The sequence below is a fragment of the Bacillus sp. FSL W7-1034 genome, assembly GCF_038593365.1.
Classification (GTDB): Bacteria; Bacillota; Bacilli; order Bacillales; family Bacillaceae; genus Bacillus; species Bacillus altitudinis.
The window spans coordinates 3,273,755-3,293,395 of sequence record NZ_CP151989.1; the positions used below are offsets into that span (position 1 = coordinate 3,273,755).

General features: G+C 42.2%; 18 protein-coding genes. 7 read left to right on the forward strand and 11 right to left on the reverse strand.

Features of this window, described 5'->3' with window-relative positions; genetic code table 11:
* Positions 1 to 61: 61 nt before the first annotated feature.
* The 4 genes from NST73_RS16885 to NST73_RS16900 form a co-directional block, all read right to left on the reverse strand.
* A complete protein-coding gene (locus tag NST73_RS16885) occupies positions 62 to 517 on the reverse strand; it encodes a GNAT family N-acetyltransferase (protein ID WP_342499238.1) in 456 nt (151 codons plus the stop codon).
* Between the two features lie 109 nt (positions 518 to 626).
* Positions 627 to 1,235 (reverse strand): bifunctional 4-hydroxy-2-oxoglutarate aldolase/2-dehydro-3-deoxy-phosphogluconate aldolase, encoded by a 609-nt coding sequence (locus tag NST73_RS16890; RefSeq protein WP_096881944.1) that lies wholly within the window; start codon positions 1,233 to 1,235, stop codon positions 627 to 629.
* Positions 1,207 to 2,223, reverse strand: a complete 1,017-nt coding sequence (locus NST73_RS16895; RefSeq protein ID WP_335350810.1) for a sugar kinase — start codon at positions 2,221 to 2,223, stop codon at positions 1,207 to 1,209. The genes NST73_RS16890 and NST73_RS16895 overlap by 29 nt, the downstream gene beginning before the upstream one ends.
* Positions 2,224 to 2,309: 86 nt before the next feature.
* On the reverse strand, positions 2,310 to 3,320 hold the full coding sequence (locus NST73_RS16900; RefSeq protein WP_045033960.1) for a LacI family DNA-binding transcriptional regulator: 1,011 nt from the start codon (positions 3,318 to 3,320) through the stop codon (positions 2,310 to 2,312).
* A gap of 257 nt (positions 3,321 to 3,577) precedes the next feature.
* Between NST73_RS16900 and kduI the strand changes: the two genes are divergently transcribed.
* The 5 genes from kduI (at position 3,578) to NST73_RS16925 (ending at position 9,000) form a co-directional block, all read left to right on the forward strand.
* On the forward strand, positions 3,578 to 4,405 hold the full coding sequence (gene kduI / locus NST73_RS16905) for a 5-dehydro-4-deoxy-D-glucuronate isomerase (RefSeq protein ID WP_017368169.1): 828 nt from the start codon (positions 3,578 to 3,580) through the stop codon (positions 4,403 to 4,405).
* A gap of 4 nt (positions 4,406 to 4,409) precedes the next feature.
* Positions 4,410 to 5,183: a 2-dehydro-3-deoxy-D-gluconate 5-dehydrogenase KduD gene (kduD, locus tag NST73_RS16910; protein WP_039165356.1), complete on the forward strand. Its 774-nt coding sequence runs from the start codon at positions 4,410 to 4,412 to the stop codon at positions 5,181 to 5,183.
* 104 nt (positions 5,184 to 5,287) lie between these two features.
* Positions 5,288 to 6,754 (forward strand): spore germination protein, encoded by a 1,467-nt coding sequence (locus NST73_RS16915; RefSeq protein WP_035702242.1) that lies wholly within the window; start codon positions 5,288 to 5,290, stop codon positions 6,752 to 6,754.
* A 3-nt stretch (positions 6,755 to 6,757) separates the two neighbouring features.
* Positions 6,758 to 7,858, forward strand: a complete 1,101-nt coding sequence (locus NST73_RS16920; RefSeq protein ID WP_024719278.1) for a GerAB/ArcD/ProY family transporter — start codon at positions 6,758 to 6,760, stop codon at positions 7,856 to 7,858.
* Positions 7,855 to 9,000: a Ger(x)C family spore germination protein gene (locus NST73_RS16925; protein ID WP_116306345.1), complete on the forward strand. Its 1,146-nt coding sequence runs from the start codon at positions 7,855 to 7,857 to the stop codon at positions 8,998 to 9,000. Before NST73_RS16920 ends, NST73_RS16925 begins: the two co-directional genes overlap by 4 nt.
* Positions 9,001 to 9,204: 204 nt before the next feature.
* On the opposite strand, the gene NST73_RS16930 is transcribed toward NST73_RS16925, so the two are convergent.
* Positions 9,205 to 10,602 (reverse strand): bifunctional glycosyltransferase family 2 protein/class I SAM-dependent methyltransferase, encoded by a 1,398-nt coding sequence (locus tag NST73_RS16930; RefSeq protein ID WP_096881948.1) that lies wholly within the window; start codon positions 10,600 to 10,602, stop codon positions 9,205 to 9,207.
* 136 nt (positions 10,603 to 10,738) lie between these two features.
* Complete coding sequence (locus NST73_RS16935) at positions 10,739 to 12,103, reverse strand: sugar porter family MFS transporter (protein ID WP_089374136.1); 1,365 nt, start codon at positions 12,101 to 12,103, stop codon at positions 10,739 to 10,741.
* A 270-nt stretch (positions 12,104 to 12,373) separates the two neighbouring features.
* Between NST73_RS16935 and NST73_RS16940 the strand changes: the two genes are divergently transcribed.
* The gene (locus tag NST73_RS16940) at positions 12,374 to 13,339 is read left to right on the forward strand and encodes an LCP family protein (protein WP_017360001.1); all 966 of its coding nucleotides are present in this window, start codon (positions 12,374 to 12,376) and stop codon (positions 13,337 to 13,339) included.
* A 347-nt stretch (positions 13,340 to 13,686) separates the two neighbouring features.
* Positions 13,687 to 14,568 (forward strand): Cof-type HAD-IIB family hydrolase, encoded by an 882-nt coding sequence (locus tag NST73_RS16945; RefSeq protein WP_173408353.1) that lies wholly within the window; start codon positions 13,687 to 13,689, stop codon positions 14,566 to 14,568.
* Between the two features lie 56 nt (positions 14,569 to 14,624).
* On the opposite strand, the gene NST73_RS16950 is transcribed toward NST73_RS16945, so the two are convergent.
* The 5 genes from NST73_RS16950 to pgsB form a co-directional block, all read right to left on the reverse strand.
* A complete protein-coding gene (locus tag NST73_RS16950) occupies positions 14,625 to 15,848 on the reverse strand; it encodes a C40 family peptidase (protein WP_144679115.1) in 1,224 nt (407 codons plus the stop codon).
* A 106-nt stretch (positions 15,849 to 15,954) separates the two neighbouring features.
* Positions 15,955 to 16,125 carry a hypothetical protein gene (locus NST73_RS16955; protein ID WP_008343253.1) on the reverse strand — a complete coding sequence of 57 codons (171 nt, stop codon included), beginning with the start codon at positions 16,123 to 16,125 and terminating at the stop codon, positions 15,955 to 15,957.
* Positions 16,122 to 17,288, reverse strand: a complete 1,167-nt coding sequence (locus tag NST73_RS16960) for a CapA family protein (RefSeq protein ID WP_024718710.1) — start codon at positions 17,286 to 17,288, stop codon at positions 16,122 to 16,124. The genes NST73_RS16955 and NST73_RS16960 overlap by 4 nt, the downstream gene beginning before the upstream one ends.
* An 18-nt stretch (positions 17,289 to 17,306) precedes the next feature.
* Positions 17,307 to 17,756: a poly-gamma-glutamate biosynthesis protein PgsC gene (pgsC, locus tag NST73_RS16965; protein ID WP_007497520.1), complete on the reverse strand. Its 450-nt coding sequence runs from the start codon at positions 17,754 to 17,756 to the stop codon at positions 17,307 to 17,309.
* A 15-nt stretch (positions 17,757 to 17,771) separates the two neighbouring features.
* Positions 17,772 to 18,953, reverse strand: a complete 1,182-nt coding sequence (gene pgsB, locus NST73_RS16970; protein ID WP_007497522.1) for a poly-gamma-glutamate synthase PgsB — start codon at positions 18,951 to 18,953, stop codon at positions 17,772 to 17,774.
* Positions 18,954 to 19,641: the final 688 nt, after the last annotated feature.

Consider the following 19,641-nt stretch of genomic DNA (forward strand, 5'->3'; position numbering starts at 1 on the left):
CCTCCTTCCATTGTTTCCGCATAAAAAAAGAGCTGCTTATAAAAGCATACTCTCTCGACCTCTATAATTCCTTTGTCATAAATAAACTGTTCGGATCTTCTTGGTATGAACCAAAAGGCGGACAATATTGAAATCCAAAGCTTTCATATAATTTTCTTGCCGGTTCAAAGAAAGCAATCGCACCTGTTTCAAGGCTCACTCTTTTATACCCCCGCCGCTTCGCCTCTTGGAGAAGGTGGGTCAACAGATGCTTCGCCACGCCTTTTCGCATATGGGCTGCTGCCGTTCTCATCGATTTGAGTTCACCATGTTCACTTGATAGCTCCTTGATGGCTCCGCAGCCAAGAAGCACCTCTCCATCCCTTGCACTCCATACTGTGACATCATGTTTTTTCAGATTGTCTAACGGAAGGGCATGAATGCTTTCTGGCGGTGAATGTTTTTTCATCTCTTCTAAATGAGCTTTAATCAATTGTTCAATTTGACCATCTTTTAGTTCATCTTCTTGAATGTACATATCGACCTCTCCTTTATGCTCATTTTATGTGAAAAGAAGCGCCTTCCCATCTTTTATGTTAGATAAACGAACAAACAACCGGCAGTCATCAGCCGGTTGTTTATGTGAACTACATGATGGTGGAAGAAAGAACAGCCTGTAATTCTTCTGCTGTACTGCTTTCAAGCTGGCTGCCGACACCTACTGCCACGGCTCCTGCTTCAAGCCACTTTGGCACATCGACTGGATGAATGCCTCCTGTTGGGATGAACTCAATCTCTGGAAACGGACCTTGCAAATTTTTCATATAGGACAAACCGAAGGAGCCGCTCGGAAAAAGCTTTAACACGCTGTATCCATTTGCTTTTGCCTGCATAATTTCACTCGGGGTCAAAACACCTGGTACGTAGAGTGTATCGTGAAAAGATAGGTGCTCTCCGATAGTAGGAAGATATCCAGGGCTAACGATGAATTGAGAGCCGGCTTCAATGGCTGATTGTGCCTGCTCAAGCGTTGTAATCGTTCCGGCTCCGACAATCAAGTCGTGGTCATGCTGGTAAGATGCAATGATTCGCTCTGCATTGGGCGTGGTATATGTCACTTCGATGGCCCGCACCCCTTTTTTCTTTAAACGACCAATCATCTCTATCCCGTCTGCTTCACTACCTGCTCTGACCACCGCAATGAGTTTACAAGCTGCGAGCTTCTCTTTAACGCTCATACTTGCTGACTTTCCCATACCTCTCATCTCCCTTCATATCGTGTCGCCTTTGATATCGTTTGGCTTCTTTTATAAATGCCTGAAGCTCTTTCCGAGTCGGCAGGCCCTCGTGATCTCCTGGGGACATGACTGCAAGTGCTCCAATGGCATTGCCTCTTGCAACCGATTTTTCATATGATAATCCGTCCAGCAGACCGCTCATCACTCCCACTGCAAATCCATCACCAGCTCCGACTGTATCCACGACATGAGACACATGGAAACCATCCACTACACCTTGGCCGGATGCACTTTTGAAATAGGCTCCTTCCGCTCCCAGTTTAATGACCACAAGCTTGACACCTTTTTGTAAATAAACATCCGCAATCGCTTCCGGCTCATGACATCCTGTGAGTCTTTGACCTTCTGCAAGCCCTGGAAAAAACCAATCTACTTGAGCAGCCATCTGGTTCACCGTATGAATCATGTCTTCTTCCTCTTCCCATAGTTGAAGTCTAAGGTTCGGGTCAAAGGAAATGGTTTTTCCTGCTTCTTTCATTTCTTTAAGGGCATGAAAAGAAAACGCTCTCATTTCACTAGACACAGCAGGCGGGATTCCGGTCATATGAAGATGTCCTGCCTGCTGAAAATAAGTGGACGGGAAATCGCTTGGGTTCAATGTGCTCGCAGCAGAGCCTTTTCTGTAATACGTCACATCAGGGTCTCCATCGATGACTTTTGATTTAAGCAATATCCCTGTTTTGGCCCCATCATTTGAACGGAGCACTGCCTTCGTATCGACCCCTTCTTTTTGAAGCTCTTCTAAAATAAATGTACCAAGTGAGTCCGCCCCGACCTTGCTCATCCAGCCTACGCTAAAGCCTAATCTTGCCAAGCCGACCGCAACATTACTCTCTGCACCAGCAAGTGCTTTTTGAAACGTATGCACTTGGTGAAGCTCGCCAATTTCTTTTGCATAAAACATCGCCATTGATTCCCCAAATGTGATCACATCCAATGCTTTCACTCATTTCTCCCCTTTCTTGGTACCGGTTTCAAAACAGTTGAAAAAGAGAGAGCATGCACGTATGTATACTCTTCTCTGTCTGACGTTTATAAAGATTTTCTCACAATGATTTCTCCATCAAGTTGAATGGTCTGGGGTGCACTCTTATCCCCTTCAAGACGCGTCTTGATTTTTTGCATCGCCGCTTTCCCCATCTCATGAGATGGCTGCGCCACCGTAGTGATGCCTGGCCCGATCAGCTTATACCATTCTGTATCATCAAATCCGGCAATGCCTATCTCCTCAGGAATCTTCACCCCAAGATCGACGAGTTCACTGATGAGCTTCAGCATGAGTAATCCATTGCCTGCTAAAATCGCTTTTTTCTGATGGTTTGATTGTAAAAAACGACAAATCTCATCTCGCATTTGTTCCTTTTGCTTCAAATTGATTTCTGCAATCATAGGTTTCTTATGTTGACTCATCGCCGTCTGTTCATAGGCTTCTTTTCGTTCTTCACGAGGACTAATCCCATCGACCGGCTCAGTAAAGAAAGCGATGTGTTCGTAGCCTTTTTCATACATTTGATGAAGTAGACGAGCCGTGATGTCACGGTTATTCGTTGTGACGGTATCGACCTTGAGTTCAGGTAACTTACGGTCAACAAGAACAATCGGTACACCGTTTTGCTTAAAGTCTTGCAAAATGTCATTGTTTTGACCGGTCGTATTAATGATCAGTCCTTCAATATAATGCGCATTCAGCTTCAGAAGCATTTCTCGTTCTTTTTCTGGACGATTATCTGTGTTGCACACCATGATGCTGTATCCATATTCATCACAAATCTCTTCCACACCACGAAGTGTCGCAACAGAGAATGGATTCGTAATATCAGCCACAATAAAACCAATGACCTTGCTCTTTCTTACTTTCAATCCTTGGGCAAGCTGACTCGGACGGTAATGGAGCTCCTCAATGGCTTTTTTAATCTTTTTTACCTTTTCAGGAGAAATTTCATTTGTTCTGCCATTGATGTATCTGGATACCGTTGATTTTGAGACACCTGCATATGCTGCAACTTCGTTAATGGTGACTTTCGTTTGCTTTTTCTCTTTCATACAAAAAACTCCCAAGATTGATCTTCTCATTTGTTTCGAAACCGATTTCAAATAAACTTAAAAAAAGCATACCACAAGTTGAACTGTATCAGAAGATTTTTTTCATGAACATGAAGAAAAAAAGCTTTTATACAATTAAAGAAAGCGATTTCAAATTAACGGTTGACGCCGCTCTCTTTTTCCTCTAGAATTTTCCTTGAAACCGATACCAAATAAAACAATCATATGTTTCAGATGGAAAGGGAGGCTTATCTCAAATGGAAAATCGTTATGCTGTACATCCTGAGCAGGTCAAGCGTTTTACAACAGAGGAACTTCGTCGTCATTTTCATATTCCGACACTCTTTGTCAGTGGTGAATTGAAGCTATATTATTCGCATGAGGACCGTGTGGTGATTGGCGGTGTTATGCCGACATCAGAACCGATCAAGCTAGATGCCGGCGACTTTTTACGTACAGAATATTTCCTTGAAAGACGAGAAATTGGCATTGTGAATGTCGGCGGCCAAGGTACGGTTACAGTCGATGGTGAGTCATTTGTGCTGGAGCATAAAGATTTCTTATATATTGGACTTGGACACGAACATGTACAGTTTGCTAGTTCATCAGGTGAGCAGGCCAAATTTTATCTTGTGTCAGCCACAGCTCATAGAGCGTATCCGACACAAAAGGCTGCGATTGCTGAATTAACACCGAATCATTTAGGGGAAGCATCCGCCTCGAACGTACGGAATCTGTATCAGGTCATTCATGCAGACGGCATCCAAAGCTGCCAGCTTATGATGGGCATCACTCAGCTTGAAACCAATAACACATGGAACACGATGCCTGCTCATATACATGACCGGCGGATGGAAGTGTACTTATATCTTGATATAGAGGAAGACGCACGTGTCTTTCATTTTATGGGGGAGCCATCTGAAACGAGACATCTCGTTGTAGCAAATGAAGAAGCCGTCATCTCACCTGCCTGGTCCATTCATTCAGGCTCAGGTACCGCAAATTATTCATTTATTTGGGCAATGGCGGGAGAAAACTATACGTTTAAAGATATGGACTTTGTCCCGATGGACCAGCTGAGGTAATGAGATGACGACGACATCATATGTAGCGTCCCTCTTTTCCCTCGAAGGCAAAACAGCTCTTGTCACAGGTCCTGGAACTGGTATTGGGCAAGGTATTGCCGTAGCGCTTGCCCGTTCAGGTGCAGATATCATCGGCACCTACCACCATACGCCGCTTGATGAAACAAAAGAACTTGTCGAACAGACCGGCAGATCATTTCATGCGATTCAAGTAGACTTTGCAGATCCTAAGTCCGCAAAGCGGGATGTTGATGCTCTTTTAAAACAGCATTCAATTGATATTTTGATCAATAATGCTGGGACCATTAAAAGAGAAGAGGCCGCTCAATATTCAGAGGAAAACTGGCATACTGTCATGGATGTGAATATCAACAGTCTCTTTTTCCTCACGCAAAAGGTCGGACAGCAGATGCTGAATAAAGGGCAAGGGAAAATTGTCAATATCGCTTCCCTTCTATCATTTCAAGGCGGTGTCTTTGTTCCCGCTTATACAGCAAGTAAGCATGCTGTCGCAGGTTTGACGAAAGCTTTTGCAAATGAATGGGCAAGTCAGCATATTCAGGTCAATGCGATCGCGCCTGGTTATATTGCAACCAATAACACGCAAGCCATTCGTGACGATGCGAACCGGAATGAAGAGATTCTGAAACGAATCCCCGCTGGACGCTGGGGACGGCCTGAAGATCTAGCAGGTGCCGCCGTCTTTCTCAGCTCCCCTGCCTCCGATTATATGAACGGTCATATTTTAGCCGTAGATGGCGGCTGGCTGGCGAGATAAACATGTGAAGGGAATTCCTATTTTAGGGGATTCTCTTTTTTCTATTTGCATAATTCTTCTCCTTCCGAGTCACTCTATAAAAAAAGACATGAGGGTGAGGTATTATGAAAAGTCGTATTGAACAAGATATAGAGTCCGTCATTCAGCGTGTCAAAAGCTTTGCCGGCAAAAGTGATGATATCGTGTTCCACTCTTTTTCATTTGGTCCTTCCGCTGTCTCTGCATGTCTCGTGTACGTTGAAGGACTCACAGAATTTGAGATGCTTTCCAAACAAATCATTTCACCTATGCAAAAGGAACTGACCATCACTGAGGTCGACCACACCACACTTTCTTCCCTTTCTAAAACGTTCTTTGGTATTCAAAATGATGTGCTGGAAGATATGAACCTTGCCATCGAGCAGTTATACAGCGGCAGGGCTATTTTATTTGTGGATAGGGCCACTCAAGCGCTTGCGCTCCATACGAATCTTTTTCAATTTAGAGAAGTAGAGGAGCCGCAATCAGAAGTCCTTGTAAGAGGACCAAGGATTGGATTTATTGAAAATCTTGAAAAAAACACGGCATTGCTTCGTGAACGGGCAAACGATCCGAACCTTGTCATTCAAAAGGTGAACATAGGTACTCGTAACAAGAAATCTGCTGCTCTTGTGTATGTTCGTGATATCGCAGACCCCAAACTAGTAGATGATGTATTCTCTCGTATGAAGCAAATCAAAATGGATGATATTCCTGAGAGCGGCTACATAGAACAGCTGATTGAAGACAGTCATATCTCTATTTTCCCGCAGATTCAAAATACAGAACGTCCTGATCGGGTGATTGCCTCTGTGCTAGAAGGAAAGGTATCTATTCTGCTCGACGGGACGCCATTTGCCCTCATTATGCCGATGACACTCACTGCCTTAATGCAATCACCGGAGGATTATTATCAAAGATGGACAAGTGCGACTCTTTTGCGTTTACTCCGTTATATTGCCGTGCTTTTGACGATCTTTTTACCGGGACTCTATATCGCCCTTGTTTCCTATCATCCTGGTTTATTACCAACACGAATGGCACTTACCATCGCAGGCAGCCGGCAAAATGTGCCCTTTCCCCCTGTAGTGGAAGCCATTTTGATGTCGTTTACGATTGAACTGCTGCGGGAAGCTGGACTTCGTCTTCCTAGGGCGATTGGGCAGACGATTGGACTGATTGGCGGCGTCATTATTGGACAGGCGGCTGTCCAAGCCAATATCGTCAGTGCCTTAATGGTCATTATTGTGTCTCTGACGGCACTAGCAGATTTCACTGCTCCATCATATGATTTCAGCTTCCCCCTACGCATTCTGCGGTTTATGGCCATCTTCAGTTCAGCCATGTTTGGATTATACGGCCTCATCATGTGTTATTTATTTGTACTTTGTCACTTGATGCAGCTAAAGACCTTTGGTTTTGACTATTTCACACCTGTTTTGTCTTCACCGTTTTCAGATTTAAAAGATACGTACGTTCGTTTACCAATAGGGCTATTTAAATCAAGACCGAAAACAGCCAAGACAAAAAATCTCAAAAGACAAGGAGAGTAAACGATGTACAGAGCTGAGAAGCTATCATTGTTACAAGTCACCATTCTGTGCAGTTCTACAATGATAGGCGCTGGAATTTTAACCATTCCTCGCAGTTCTGCCAATTCAGGATTCCCTGATGGCTGGATCATTGTATTAATACAGGGAGTCATCTTTGCTTTCGTTGCTTTTTTGCTAGGTTGGATTGCGGAGAAGAATGCACCGGATACCATTTTTGAATCGAATACAAAAGGAGCCGGTGCCTTCTTTGGCACGATCTTCAACCTAATGCTGATCGGTTATTTACTAGCCATTGTTGGCTTTGAGGCGCGTGTACTGGGGGAAGTGGTTCAATTTTTCCTGCTGCAATCGACCCCGATGACCGTGATTGTGATGATTTTTTTACTGGTGGCCACCTATCATTTAAAAAGCGGAATTTTTCCGGTAGTGAAAATGGTGACATATATTTATCCGATGACCATGATCATTTACATTGGGCTCATGCTGTTTAGTTTGAAAATATTTGATTTTGATTATTTACGCCCGGTAATGGCTCACGGGTTTAAAGATTTTAGTAATTTGTTCTCTCAAACATTTATTCAATTTACAGGCTTTGAAGTCATTTTGTTTGTCGTACCGCTTATCTATAAAGACAAATGGTCAAAAGCGAAATGGGCCGCAGCGATCGGTGTAGGGATCACCACACTTATTTACTCCCTCACGCTCTTTATTGTGATTGGTTCCATGACGGTTGGAGAAACGAAATCACTCACCTGGCCCACTGTCTCACTCATTCAAGCGCTAGAACTAGAAGGGGTCTTCATTGAACGCTTTGATATTTTCTTACTGACGATCTGGACGTGCCAGCAGTTTATTTGTATGCTTGGCTTTTTCCAATTTGCTATTAAAGGCTGTCAAACGGTTTTTAAGACAACCAATTTAACGAGACTGCTATGGTTGCTGTTTTTGCTGACCTCAGCTCTCTCTCTTTTTCCGAGAAATATCAATGAAGTCTTTTACTACTCGACTTTACTCGGCTATGCATTATTCGCTGTGTTAGCGATTCCTTTTTTAACAGCTGTTCTGCTCATGATACGTAAAAAATGGGGAGGTCGATCTGCATGAAAGGACGGCGTTTATGGCTCACCTTTCTGTCTTGCTGTCTTTTGATTTTATCGACAGGCTGCTGGGACTTAAAGGATATTGAGAAATTATCGTTTGTACGCGGTGTTGGCATTGACGAGGAAGATGATAACGGAGTCAAACTCACCTATCAAAACCTTGTCCCTAAAATGGGCGGTACACAAGAAGCAGATTCCCCTGGCTATGTGAATGTCGTCTCAAAGGGGAAAAATGTACTGGAAGCAGTCAGCAATGTCGCTTTGAAGGACCCGCCGATTTACAGTGATCACCTCAAAATCTTTTTGTTTGGCAAAAATCAAGCCGAGCATCATGATATTCAAGGAACACTCAACCACTTTATACGAGATGATGAGGTTCGAAGAAGCAGCTACCTCTTAGTGTCACGCCATGAGGCATCAAAAGTCATCAATCAAAAATTAAAATCACAACAAAGAGTTCCAGTCGAGCATATTTTTGAAACATCAAAAAACCGGAGCTTTAACGGGAAGATTTTACTGCCAACACGTATTGGCCGAGCGTCGGATTACTTTCAGATGGGTACAAGCTTTCTTGTCCAGAGTGTGGATGTCGTAAACGGAGAACTCACCTATGATGGTGCAGGCATTATCCATGGAAAAACACGAAAGCTGATAGGGTTCATTCCAGCAAAAGATGTCCAATCTTTAAACTGGGTCATGAATCGCATCTCAGGCGGAGTCGTACCCGCCACCTACAAAGGCTTTCCGATTACGTATGAAATCAAGAAAGCAAAGTCAAAGATTGAACCCTATCTGAAGAACGGAAAGATTTCCTTTAAAATTAGTGTACAAACAAACGGGAAACTATCAGAAGATCAATATCCCCCTGAAAACTCATACGATGAGCAATACATCAAACGATTTGAGCGCATTTTTGAACGCAAAATCAAAGAGCGCATTCAAAAAGCTGTCCACCACATGCAAAAAGAAGTTGGCGTTGACCCGATCCTTTTAAATCGGCAGGTGCGCATCAAGTATCCAGACTTTTGGGATCAGCACCGCAATGAATGGGATACACTATTTCAAGAAGTAGACATTGCATATGACGTCAAAGTGAGCATTTTGAACTTTGGTGCAGAAGGCGCAACGAAAAGCTTTAAATGGTAGCACAAAAGGCGGTCATCCGCCTTAGATGGTTGACAAAGGGCTAAAATGAACTTTGTTTTAGCCCTTTGTCTTCTTTTCAGCGTGATAGAAAACCTTTGCAGTCTAGGAAGGACGAGTACCGGAGCGGAGCGAATGAAGGATTCGCGAGCACCGGCGCGCAGGACTGACAAAGAATGCGAGGGTTTGCCTACACGCTGAGGCGGATTACCCGGAGGGGGAACCGCCTTTTTTACGTGCAACGATCAAAAGCTGATAGAGCGTCACTTGATCAGATAATGCTTTTGTTTGAAAGCCAAGTGACTCTCCTACTCTCGCCACTTCGTCAAAAAACAATTGAACGTTTTGATCAATTGGCACATTGATCGGCTGTTCAATCACGCGATGAAACAAATGGTCTGGAAAGAGCGCCCGCATTGTGTTTGGTGTGAAAAATCTCATATGTGTTCGATCTAAAATCCCCACATCTTGATACGTAAAATCACCTGCCATTAAAGGCAGCAGTACTTCCGCATGCATCATATTAGGTAAGCAGCAAATGATCACGCCTCCTGGTTTTAAAGACGCATGCGCTTGAGCAATCATCTGCCATGGGTCTGACACATGCTCTAACACATCAGAAAAGATCACAGCATCAAAAAAAGCTTCTTTCTCTGACCAAGGATACGCCTCCGCTTTTGTCTCAATCACTTCTTTGTAATACGCCTTTGCCATCTCTGCTTTTAATGCATCCGCCTCTACTCCGTACATGTCAACGGACTGCCGGTTGATCAGTTCAAGTCCTGTCGCCCCAGCACCACAGCCAACATCCAGCACACATCCGGCATCCTCAGGGAGCAGTGTTGCAAAATATGGATGGGGCGTTATCAGATTTAAATCAATGCCCCATTTATCTAAAAAACGAAGCCTGTTTTCCGCAAACAACGTAGAGATGTTCGTTTCTTCATTGGCATTGAAGGTAGCATGACCGTGATGATGCACAAAAGAATCATGGACGATTTGCAGCTGGTATCCCTTCAGCAACGAACGCAGACAAAGGTCATCATCCTCAAATGATCCATATACAAATCGCTCATCAAATAACCCTACATCCTCGATCAGCTCTCTTTTGACCAGCAGACAAAAACCAACAAGTCTATGCACATATGTTCTTTGACCTTTTTTCGAAGCCGTATATGCCTTCGCAAAGGCAGGAAGCTCCTTCACATCTGTGTAAGATGGCTGAACGAGCTGAGGACCACTCACATAATTGGAGACAGGGCCTACCATGCCAATACGATCTGATGCAAAAAGGGCTTCTCTTAAAGGCAAAAGCCAGTTTTCGGTCACAATCGTGTCGTTATTTAAAAAAAGAAGACTATCTCCTGTTGCTTTTTTCGCCCCTTGGTTACAGCCCTTGGCAAAGCCTTGATTCTTCTCGTTGTCAATCAACACGACATCTTCCAGTTGTCTCACATATTCCTTTGTTCCGTCTGATGAAGCATTATCCACGATAATGAGTTCATATTCATCACGCCGAGTATGCTTCTTGATACTGTCGATACATTTTTTCGTTAGGTGCAGTTCATTGTACGTCAGCATCACAATGCTCGTTTTTCCTTTCATCTCATTTCCACCTTTCGCCCGCCTGTTCCATATGTATGTCATAGGCAGCACGTTCAGAAGATGAGTGATTGTCCTTTCTTGATTAAACGTTTGTTTAACAAAGGAAGACCAGCTGCCTCATGCAGCTGGTCTTTTTTCATACCGTTTCCCCTTCGTCATTCACGACGGCACGGTTTCTCTTTTTTAAATCTTCTTCAATCTCTTCAAGACTTTTCCCTTTCGTTTCTGTGACTAAATATTTCACAAATAAGAAGGCACCTATGCCAATGGCTGCATAAATAAGGAAAAGGTTACTGATGCCAATTGCACTTAACAAGGTTGGGAATGTGAGCGAGATGATCAAATTCCCTGTATGCAGTAGGAAGGTCGATACCCCCGTACCAATTCCCCGGACATGTACCGGGAACAACTCCGGCAGCATCACCCATACGACCGGGCCCCAGCTGACAGCAAAAATGACGATGAAAAGTCCTAAACATATAATCGTTGTCCACCCTGCAGCTGTTGATCCCTCGAAAAAACGATTGACCACTGCTAGAACAATCAAACTAAGAACCATCCCTACATTTCCAAATAGGAGTAACGCTTTCCGCCCGACACGATCAATGATTTTAATCGCAACAAACGTCATGACAACATTGACTGCACCGATTCCTACAGTTCCTAAAATGGCTGCTGAATCGCCAAAGCCGACACTTGTGAATGTTTTTGGTGCATAATAAATGATCGTATTTGTCCCAATAAACTGCTGTAAAAAAGCTAAGCCGACACCAGCAATTAAAGCGGGGCGCACCCATGGCTCGAGTAATTCCTTAAGACCGCCTTTTTCTTCACTTTCTGCTTTTTGAATATCCGCAATTTCGTCTTCAACTTCTTGCTTACTTTGTCTAAGTTTTGACAATATTTCTTTCGCCCGGTCCGCCTGTCCTTGGACAAACAGCCAGCGAGGACTTTCTGGCATAAACAAAATACCACATAACAAGAGAACAGAAGGAACAACGGCAATTCCAAGCATCAGACGCCATGCCTCTGCATCTGCTAAAACGTAGTTCACAATATAGGCAAGAAGAATACCAAATGTGATCATGAGTTGGTTTAATGAGGAAAGTGCCCCTCTTGATTCCTTTGGCGCAAGTTCAGATAAATATAATGGAACAATCGTCGTCGAGCATCCGACAGCAAGTCCTAGCACGATTCGGAATAAGACCATGACCTCCGTATTCGGTGCAAGGGCTGTTCCAAATCCGCCGATAATAAATAAAATGGCTGCGGCGATTATCGCTTTTTTCCGTCCGAATTGATCTGTCAGTTTTCCAGAAAGAGAAGACCCGAGCATCGCCCCAATTAAGATCGAGCTGACCACAAGTCCCTCTGTAAATGCATTTAAACCTAAATCCTCTTTCATAAATAAGATAGCGCCAGAAATGACACCTGTATCGTAACCATATAAGGCGCCGCCAAGTGCGCCGAAGAAATAAAGCCACCCATTCCGATTTTTCATGATCATAACCCCTCTTTTATCTATGTAATGACTAGATGTTTCTCTATGAAAAATCATTTTCCTCACTTCCTGTCATTTCAAACATTTCGATGTTTTATGACAAATATATTTCATTTGCGTATCATTGAAACTTTTTTAGATAAGGAAACGTCAATTAAGCGTTAGTGAAAAAAATGTCGCACTATATCCCGTTTTAAGGTATATTTGTTTTAGTTTGTAAGCAGGAAGAAGGACATCTTTACTATAAAATCATAGCGAGGGTTTAAATATATGGATCAAACAAGAAGTAAACGCAAAGGCAAAAAGCGTTTAAAACCATGGGTGAAAGTCACTCTTTTTATTTTTGGTATTCTTTTACTGACAACCGCTTCTGTCACCGGCTATGCCTACTATAAAGTGACATCGGCTGCGAAAAAAGCACAAGTCTCTCTAGACCGCGGTGCACAATCTGTCAAACGGATTGAAGCATTTGATCCTGGGAAAGACAGCTTTTCTGTCTTGCTGCTTGGCATTGACAGCAGACCAGGCGAAACCGTCAAACAAGCACGAAGCGATGCAATGGTATTAGCGACAGTAAATCGTACGAATAAAACCGTGAAATTATTAAGTATTCCAAGGGACTCATATGTTAATATTCCAGGTCATGGTTATGACAAAATCACACATGCACACGCATTTGGTGATGCAGACCTCACGGTGAGTACAGTTGAGAATTTACTAGATATCCCTGTCGACTTTGTGATTGAAAGTAATTTCAAAGCATTTAAGGAAATTGTGAACGAATTAAACGGTGTTTCCGTTAACATTAAAGATGAATATGTTGTGAAACAGATTCTTAAAGATACAAAGGGCAAAGTTCAGCTGCAAACAGGTACTCACACACTAGATGGTAATCAAGCTCTCGCTTATGTGAGAACAAGAAAAGCAGACAGTGATCTCATGCGCGGACAGCGTCAAATGGAAGTTTTAAAAGCCATTTTCGATAAATCAAAATCAGTAACGTCTATTCCGTCTTATGACAATATCATAGATACTCTAGGTGATAACGTCTCAACTAACCTGTCAATGAAAGAACTAGTCGGTCTTTTCCCACTACTCACTTCATTGAAATCTGTTGATACGATTCAACTAAAAGGATCTGATTACCAGCCAAATGGCGTTTATTATTACCAATTGGATCAAAACCAACTGAACGAAGTCAAAACGGAATTGAAGAAACAGCTTGAATTATCATAAAACAGAAAGCGTCCTTTTGGGCGCTTTTTATGTGTCGAAAAAGGTGTTTGCGCTTTTTCTTCTTTTAAGCGTGATAGAAAACCTTTGCAGTCTAGGAAGGACGAGCACCGGAGCAGAGCGAATTTGACATTCGTGAGCACCGGAGCGCAGGACTGACAAAGAATGAGAGGGTTTGTCTACACGCTAAAAGCGTCCTTTTGGGCGCTTTTTCTTATATCCTTGATCAATTGACCATTTTTGTTTAGCCTTAAAGAGAGGAATCCACGATCCGACTCTTTCATGAGAATGAAGGAAATCGTACATACTTTGAAGAGGCTATTGCATGAATGAAGGAGGATATAACAGCAATGAAAAAAATGATTGCGATTGATTTAGACGGTACACTCTTAAATACGAAAAGTGAAATATCCGCTCAAAACCGGCAAGCATTGATTCGTGCGAAGGAAGCTGGATATATTGTGACCATTTGTACAGGGCGCGCGACTTTTGATGTAAAAGAGCTTCTTGGGGATTTGGACATTCCCATTATTGCGGCAAACGGAGGAACTGTCCATACAGAAGGGTACAAGCTCTTCAGCAGAATCACCCTTGATCAAGAAGCTGGAAGACGTGCTGCAAAGGAATTAGTGGAACGGAACATTTATTTCGAGGTCTATACAGACGATGCCCTCCTTTCCCCATTTGATGGAAAAGAAAAGCTCAAAGCTGAATTTGATATGATCAAAAGCGCCAATCCTCATGAGGATGTAGCTGATTTATGGGAAGGAGCGATGACTCAATTTAAACAGTTTGGCATCAAACCTGTCGATGACATCCGTCAAATTTTTGAGTCGAATGAACCAACCTATAAATTACTATGCTTCTCCTTTGATATGAATAAGCTGCAAGAAGCACGAGATCTTCTTTCTAAGATGCCTGAGCTCTCCTTGACCTCATCTGGAGAACATATCATTGAGGTACTGCCAAAAGAGTCAGGTAAAGGACATGCCCTCAAGAAACTTGCAGCCCATTATGGCGTAGACCGATCCGATATTTATGCGATCGGTGACAGCCCTAATGATCTATCCATGTTCGATGAAGCAGGACACAGGATAGCGATGGGGAATGCGGTGGATGTCATTAAAGAAAAAAGCACCTATATCACAAAAGGCAACCATGAAGATGGCGTCGCCTATTTTATTGATCTGCTTTTGCAGAATCAATTTCAAGAAAAAAAGACGCTTGTCTGATCAGCGCCTAGTGAGAAGTTGAGAAGTCCGATCCGAGCATTGATCGGGCTTTTTCTTTATTTTTTGATTCTAACGGCCGTCTCATATTTATCCTTCCAATACGTACTTGTTTTCATATTGGTAATGACAACGCCATTTGAAACCGTCACATGAATGACTTGATTTGAACCAGCATAAATGGCTGGCATCAACGAAGTCCCTTTAAAAAAGACAAGATCTCCTGGCTTTAGTTCCGATCGTTTCACAGGTGTACCTGCTTTAACTTGTCCCGGCGCATAGCGAGGCATCTCAATTCCAAGCACTTCTTGATAGATATACTGCGTGAATCCTGCTGTATCAAAGCCTTGCTTTGGGCTCGCACCACCTTTTACATAAGGTACTTCTCCAATATACGTAGCGGCTTTTGATACGACTGGGTCTTCTTTCGCTAGTTTCAGCTCAGTTAATCGTTTCGCACCTGTCCATTTCTCACGCCAATACGATTCAGACAAATAAGAAATCGTCACACTTTCCGAACGGCTCGCATGAATAAAGCGGTCTCCTCCGATGTACATTCCTACATGTGAAATTCCTTTTTTATACGTGTTGCTAAAAAAGACAAAGTCTCCAGGGCGAATATCGTCTCGTGCTACTTTCTCTCCAACCATCCATTGCTGCTCAGCACTTCTTGGTAAATAAATCCCAAGTGATTTTTCAAATAAATATTGTAAAAAACCTGAACAATCGAATCCTACTTTTGGATCTGATGCCCCGAATACATAAGGGATTCCTAAATATTTCATCGCATCTTTCACCAGTTGATCATCCGACATCTCTTGGGAGACAGGCAGCCGTTTGACCGCATAGAACCGATCGGTCCAATATTTACTTTTGCTGACATCTGTTTTCACCACCCCTTGACTGAGTGTGATGTGGATCACTTGATCATTTCCAGCGTACAAAGCAACGTGTGTCGGGATGTCTTTTGTTTCTTCAAGACTGCGAAAATAGACAAGGTCTCCGGGCTTCGCTTTTCCCCATGATACGTTTTCACCGATTTGGTATTGATCGATCACCTTTCGCGGCAAATCAAATGCACCTGTTGTTTTGTATACATATTGTATAAAGCCAGACGCATCAAAGCCCGTTTTCGGATCGATTCCTCCTTTATGATAAGGCGTACCTATCAGCGTTTCCGCTTGTTTTAAAGGAGTTGTTGTTTGAGCAGACACCTCTGTTTGAGACATAAACATGAGTCCTACAATGGCACATCCTCCAAGCAGTATTCCTTTCCATTTCATCCTCTCTTCCTCCTTTCTTTTATAGTTTCGACATGACCCCTTTCATTTTACACCTTTTTCCGTCAAAAAAGAGCACGCCTCGCGTGCTCTTTTCATCATCATTTCTTTATTTACTCGCTTCCGCTTTTGACTGCTTTTGCTGTTCAATTTTCTGCATTTCAACCGAGATCTTTTGTTTCTCATGATCTGTGAGGCTGTCACTAAATTTAAAAGCAGACATAAAGACAAAGACTAAAATTAACGCAACAAACGGCCAGCTTGCTTTAAGGAATTTCATTTTTTATCCTTCCCCTCGTTTTCTTTTAATGTTTGAACTTTATCAGAATGATCGACTTCAAAGAAAATATGTCCGTCTTTTTCTTTCCAATCCGCATTCGTGCCATTTGTCAGCATACGGATAATCGATTTTGATTCAAGAGATCCTGCTTTGACTGGAGCAGGTGTCGCTTCTTTGATGTACATTGGAACCACTTCAAATGTCGCTTTTCCATCTTCATTCAGATGATACTGAACAATGGCAGAATCACGTGTTCTTGACCAGCCTTGGTCAAAAATAAAGTTCCCCAAGCTATAGAAAATCGCTGTTCCGTTATAGACTTCCATCGGCTCAAGAACGTGCGGGTGTGCACCGATAATGATATCAGCACCAGCCTTTGACATCGCTCTTGCCAGCTCTCTTTGTCTGTCGTTTACTTCATTGTTATATTCCTGTCCCCAGTGCGCATGAACAACAACGATATCTGCCTTTTCAGCAGCTTGTGAAATCATCGGAATAAAGATAGATGGATCAGCTGGCAGAATACCTGCCTTGCGATTTGTTGCTTTAAAATCTTTTCCATATACATCTGTAAAACCAAGGGTAGCGATTTTAACGCCATTCACTTCTTTGTATGAAATGTTCTGCTTCGCATCTTTGACGTTGCGCCCTGCCCCTGTATAATCCATGTCAGCTTTTTCAAAGGCATCAATTGTGTTATTTAAGCCTTTTTCACCGTAGTCTGCTGCATGGTTATTCGCAAAGTTTAGTACAGAGAAATTCAAATCTTTTAACGCTTGTACAGAATCTTCATCTGTTTTCAAATGAATATTCTTTTGTGCTGCCTGTTCCTTATCTGAAGCCACTGGATGCTCAAAATTCCCAGTTACATAATCTGATACATCAAAATACGGCTTCGCATAGCGGAACAGGTGCTGCTTTCCATAGCGGTCTGTGACTTTCTCTACATTTCTTCCAAACATAATATCTCCGACAAACGAAGCGGTCAGGATGTTTTCTGGATTCTTTTCTACAGTTGGTACTTGTGCTTTCCCGATAAATGTAAATAGAAATGTACAAGCAATGACAATCGGTAAAGCAATCAGTACGTGTTTATTCGTCTTTTTCTTTTGGTTCTTTGTGATTTTCAGCAGCTTTTCCTGAAAGCTCAATTTTTTATTCATCATTGGACACACCTTATCTTAAAATAGATAGTAAACATACATGATGGCAAATGTTGCACCACTTAGAAGTAATGTGCTTCCAAGGGTAATCGTAAGACCTTGCTTTTGAATCGTATTCGCAATCAATCCAGGCACGATGATTCCAATTCCACGGAATTCTGCTATTTCAAACGGAACCACTGGATAGAAGAAATCAAATATGAGCTTTAGGGCAATTCCTGTAATCAGCATCGCCGCAAACTTTCTGCGTCCGTACAAAATCATAAATTTCGATAGACCAAAACGAACGATCACATATGTCAGCAAGCTGACAGATAAAACAACTAAAATGAAGACTGGCTGGTTAAAGACGAGCGCCAGATAACCTGGAACAACCAACCCAGCTGGTACGATTCCTGTTTTTTCTGCAAAGATTAAACTGAGTAGAACACCTAAAATTAACGAGATATAAAGATCTGATCCGAACATTTTCTATATTTCCTCCTAGCTGACAAGCTGCTTAATTTTGTATTCTTGAATTTTTTCGATTAAAGGTTCAGCGGCGCCGTGAATATTGCCGACTCCATAAACCACTCGATTATGAAGCTTTTTCTCAAGCATGTTCATAATTTGTTCTGTAGATTGATATTCAAGGTTGTGTAAGTGGTCAGCCGGAATTTTTCCATCCTCAAATGCCTTCACAATTGGATCTGTCGTTTCACCAATTAAGACAAGATCACTTGCTTCAATATAAGGAAGTACATCCTCCGCAAACTGGATCGTTCTATCTACGCGATCCGCACGACAGTTCATGATAATAATCGGTTCATCTGTTGGATATCCAATTTCCTTCACACGCTTCCAAATGTTCAATGTAGATGCTGCGTCATTAGCCGCAAATCCATTTACAAAATGTCCAGGTGTTTTTGCGTCCATTAATGGAAGAATTCTCATCGCTCCTGGATCAGGCGGCGCATTTAACATGCCTCTGAATGCCGTATCTTCATCAATTCCCAATGCTTGTGCGACACCAAGTGCAAGTGAAGCATTATCCGGGAACACCATGTACTCAAATTTCCGTAAATACTCATCGGTAATCTTGGAATTATCTGCAACAATCACTTCAGTATTGCGTTTTTTCGCAATCTCTTTAAAGAAATCTGTATATTCACTATCCGTAATAACCAAGTGCCCATTGTAAGGAATTGTCGCTGTAAAGGCTTCAGCTATTTCATCAAGAGTTGGCCCCATCACATCCATATGATCTTCAAGAACGTTTACGATCACGCCAATATTCGCTTGAAGCAGCTCTTCCTGAAAGATAATTTGGTAATCTGGATTCACCGCCATACATTCACTGACGATGGCATTTGCTCCTCTTTCAACGGTTTCTCTCATAACTTCTTTCTGCTCTCCGATATTTGGTCCTTGCGGTTTCCTTTTAATCGGTTTTTCTTCTGGCGTATCCCAATAAATCATTCTTGCATCCGTTCCTGTTGTTTTGCCGACAGTTTTATAACCTGCCTCCATTAAGATACCGGTTGTCAATCTTGTAACGGTAGACTTTCCGCGTATACCATTAATATTGACGCGTACCGGCAGGGCATCGATATTTTTCTGATGACGCTTCTTTTCAATAAAGCCAATCCCTAACATGATGACACAGGCTATAACGATTAACCACATCGCTTATCTACATCTCCTTTTTTTATGAGTGTGATATGTAAATTCAATCAACAGTATATAGGTTCAGCATAAAATCACAATCGGTATTATGTAACATAATCTTTCACTTCCTCGTATGCCAAATTCCTCTAATCAGAAGGCGTATTTGCCTATCTCACGCTCAAATGAAAAGGCCAAAAGACGGACAAAATGACGACTGAATTTCTGCTTCAAACAAGAGAAAGCGTTACCATCAAACAGTGAAAAATCTTTTGTCCTTTTCTCCCTAAATTTTTCGACAATTATTAAGATGTATTTTGAATCAATGTTTTAAAGCCCTCTCATCTCTACGAAATCAGTCATATCAGCGCTTTAAATGAATAGTGCGTGTTTTAGAATATTTTATATTTTTAAATGAACAGGTTAGAAAGTCATCCTCATTGGTCAGAACGCTATGTGTTGACCTATGACAAAGGTCACCTCTCAAAAAATCAAGTCATCTGCTTATTTTCAGGTCACAAAAAATTGGGATAAGATGTCAAAGATTAATCATTTTGTTATAGCCTCTTTTTACGATATTCACTCCTTATGACCTAAACAATGAAACATTATTCATTTCTTTTTATCAAGATTCATCATTTCTTAACATTTTTAATGTGATTTTAGTTGAAAGTTGTCGGTGCGTGTCATGCTTTCCCCAAAGATGACG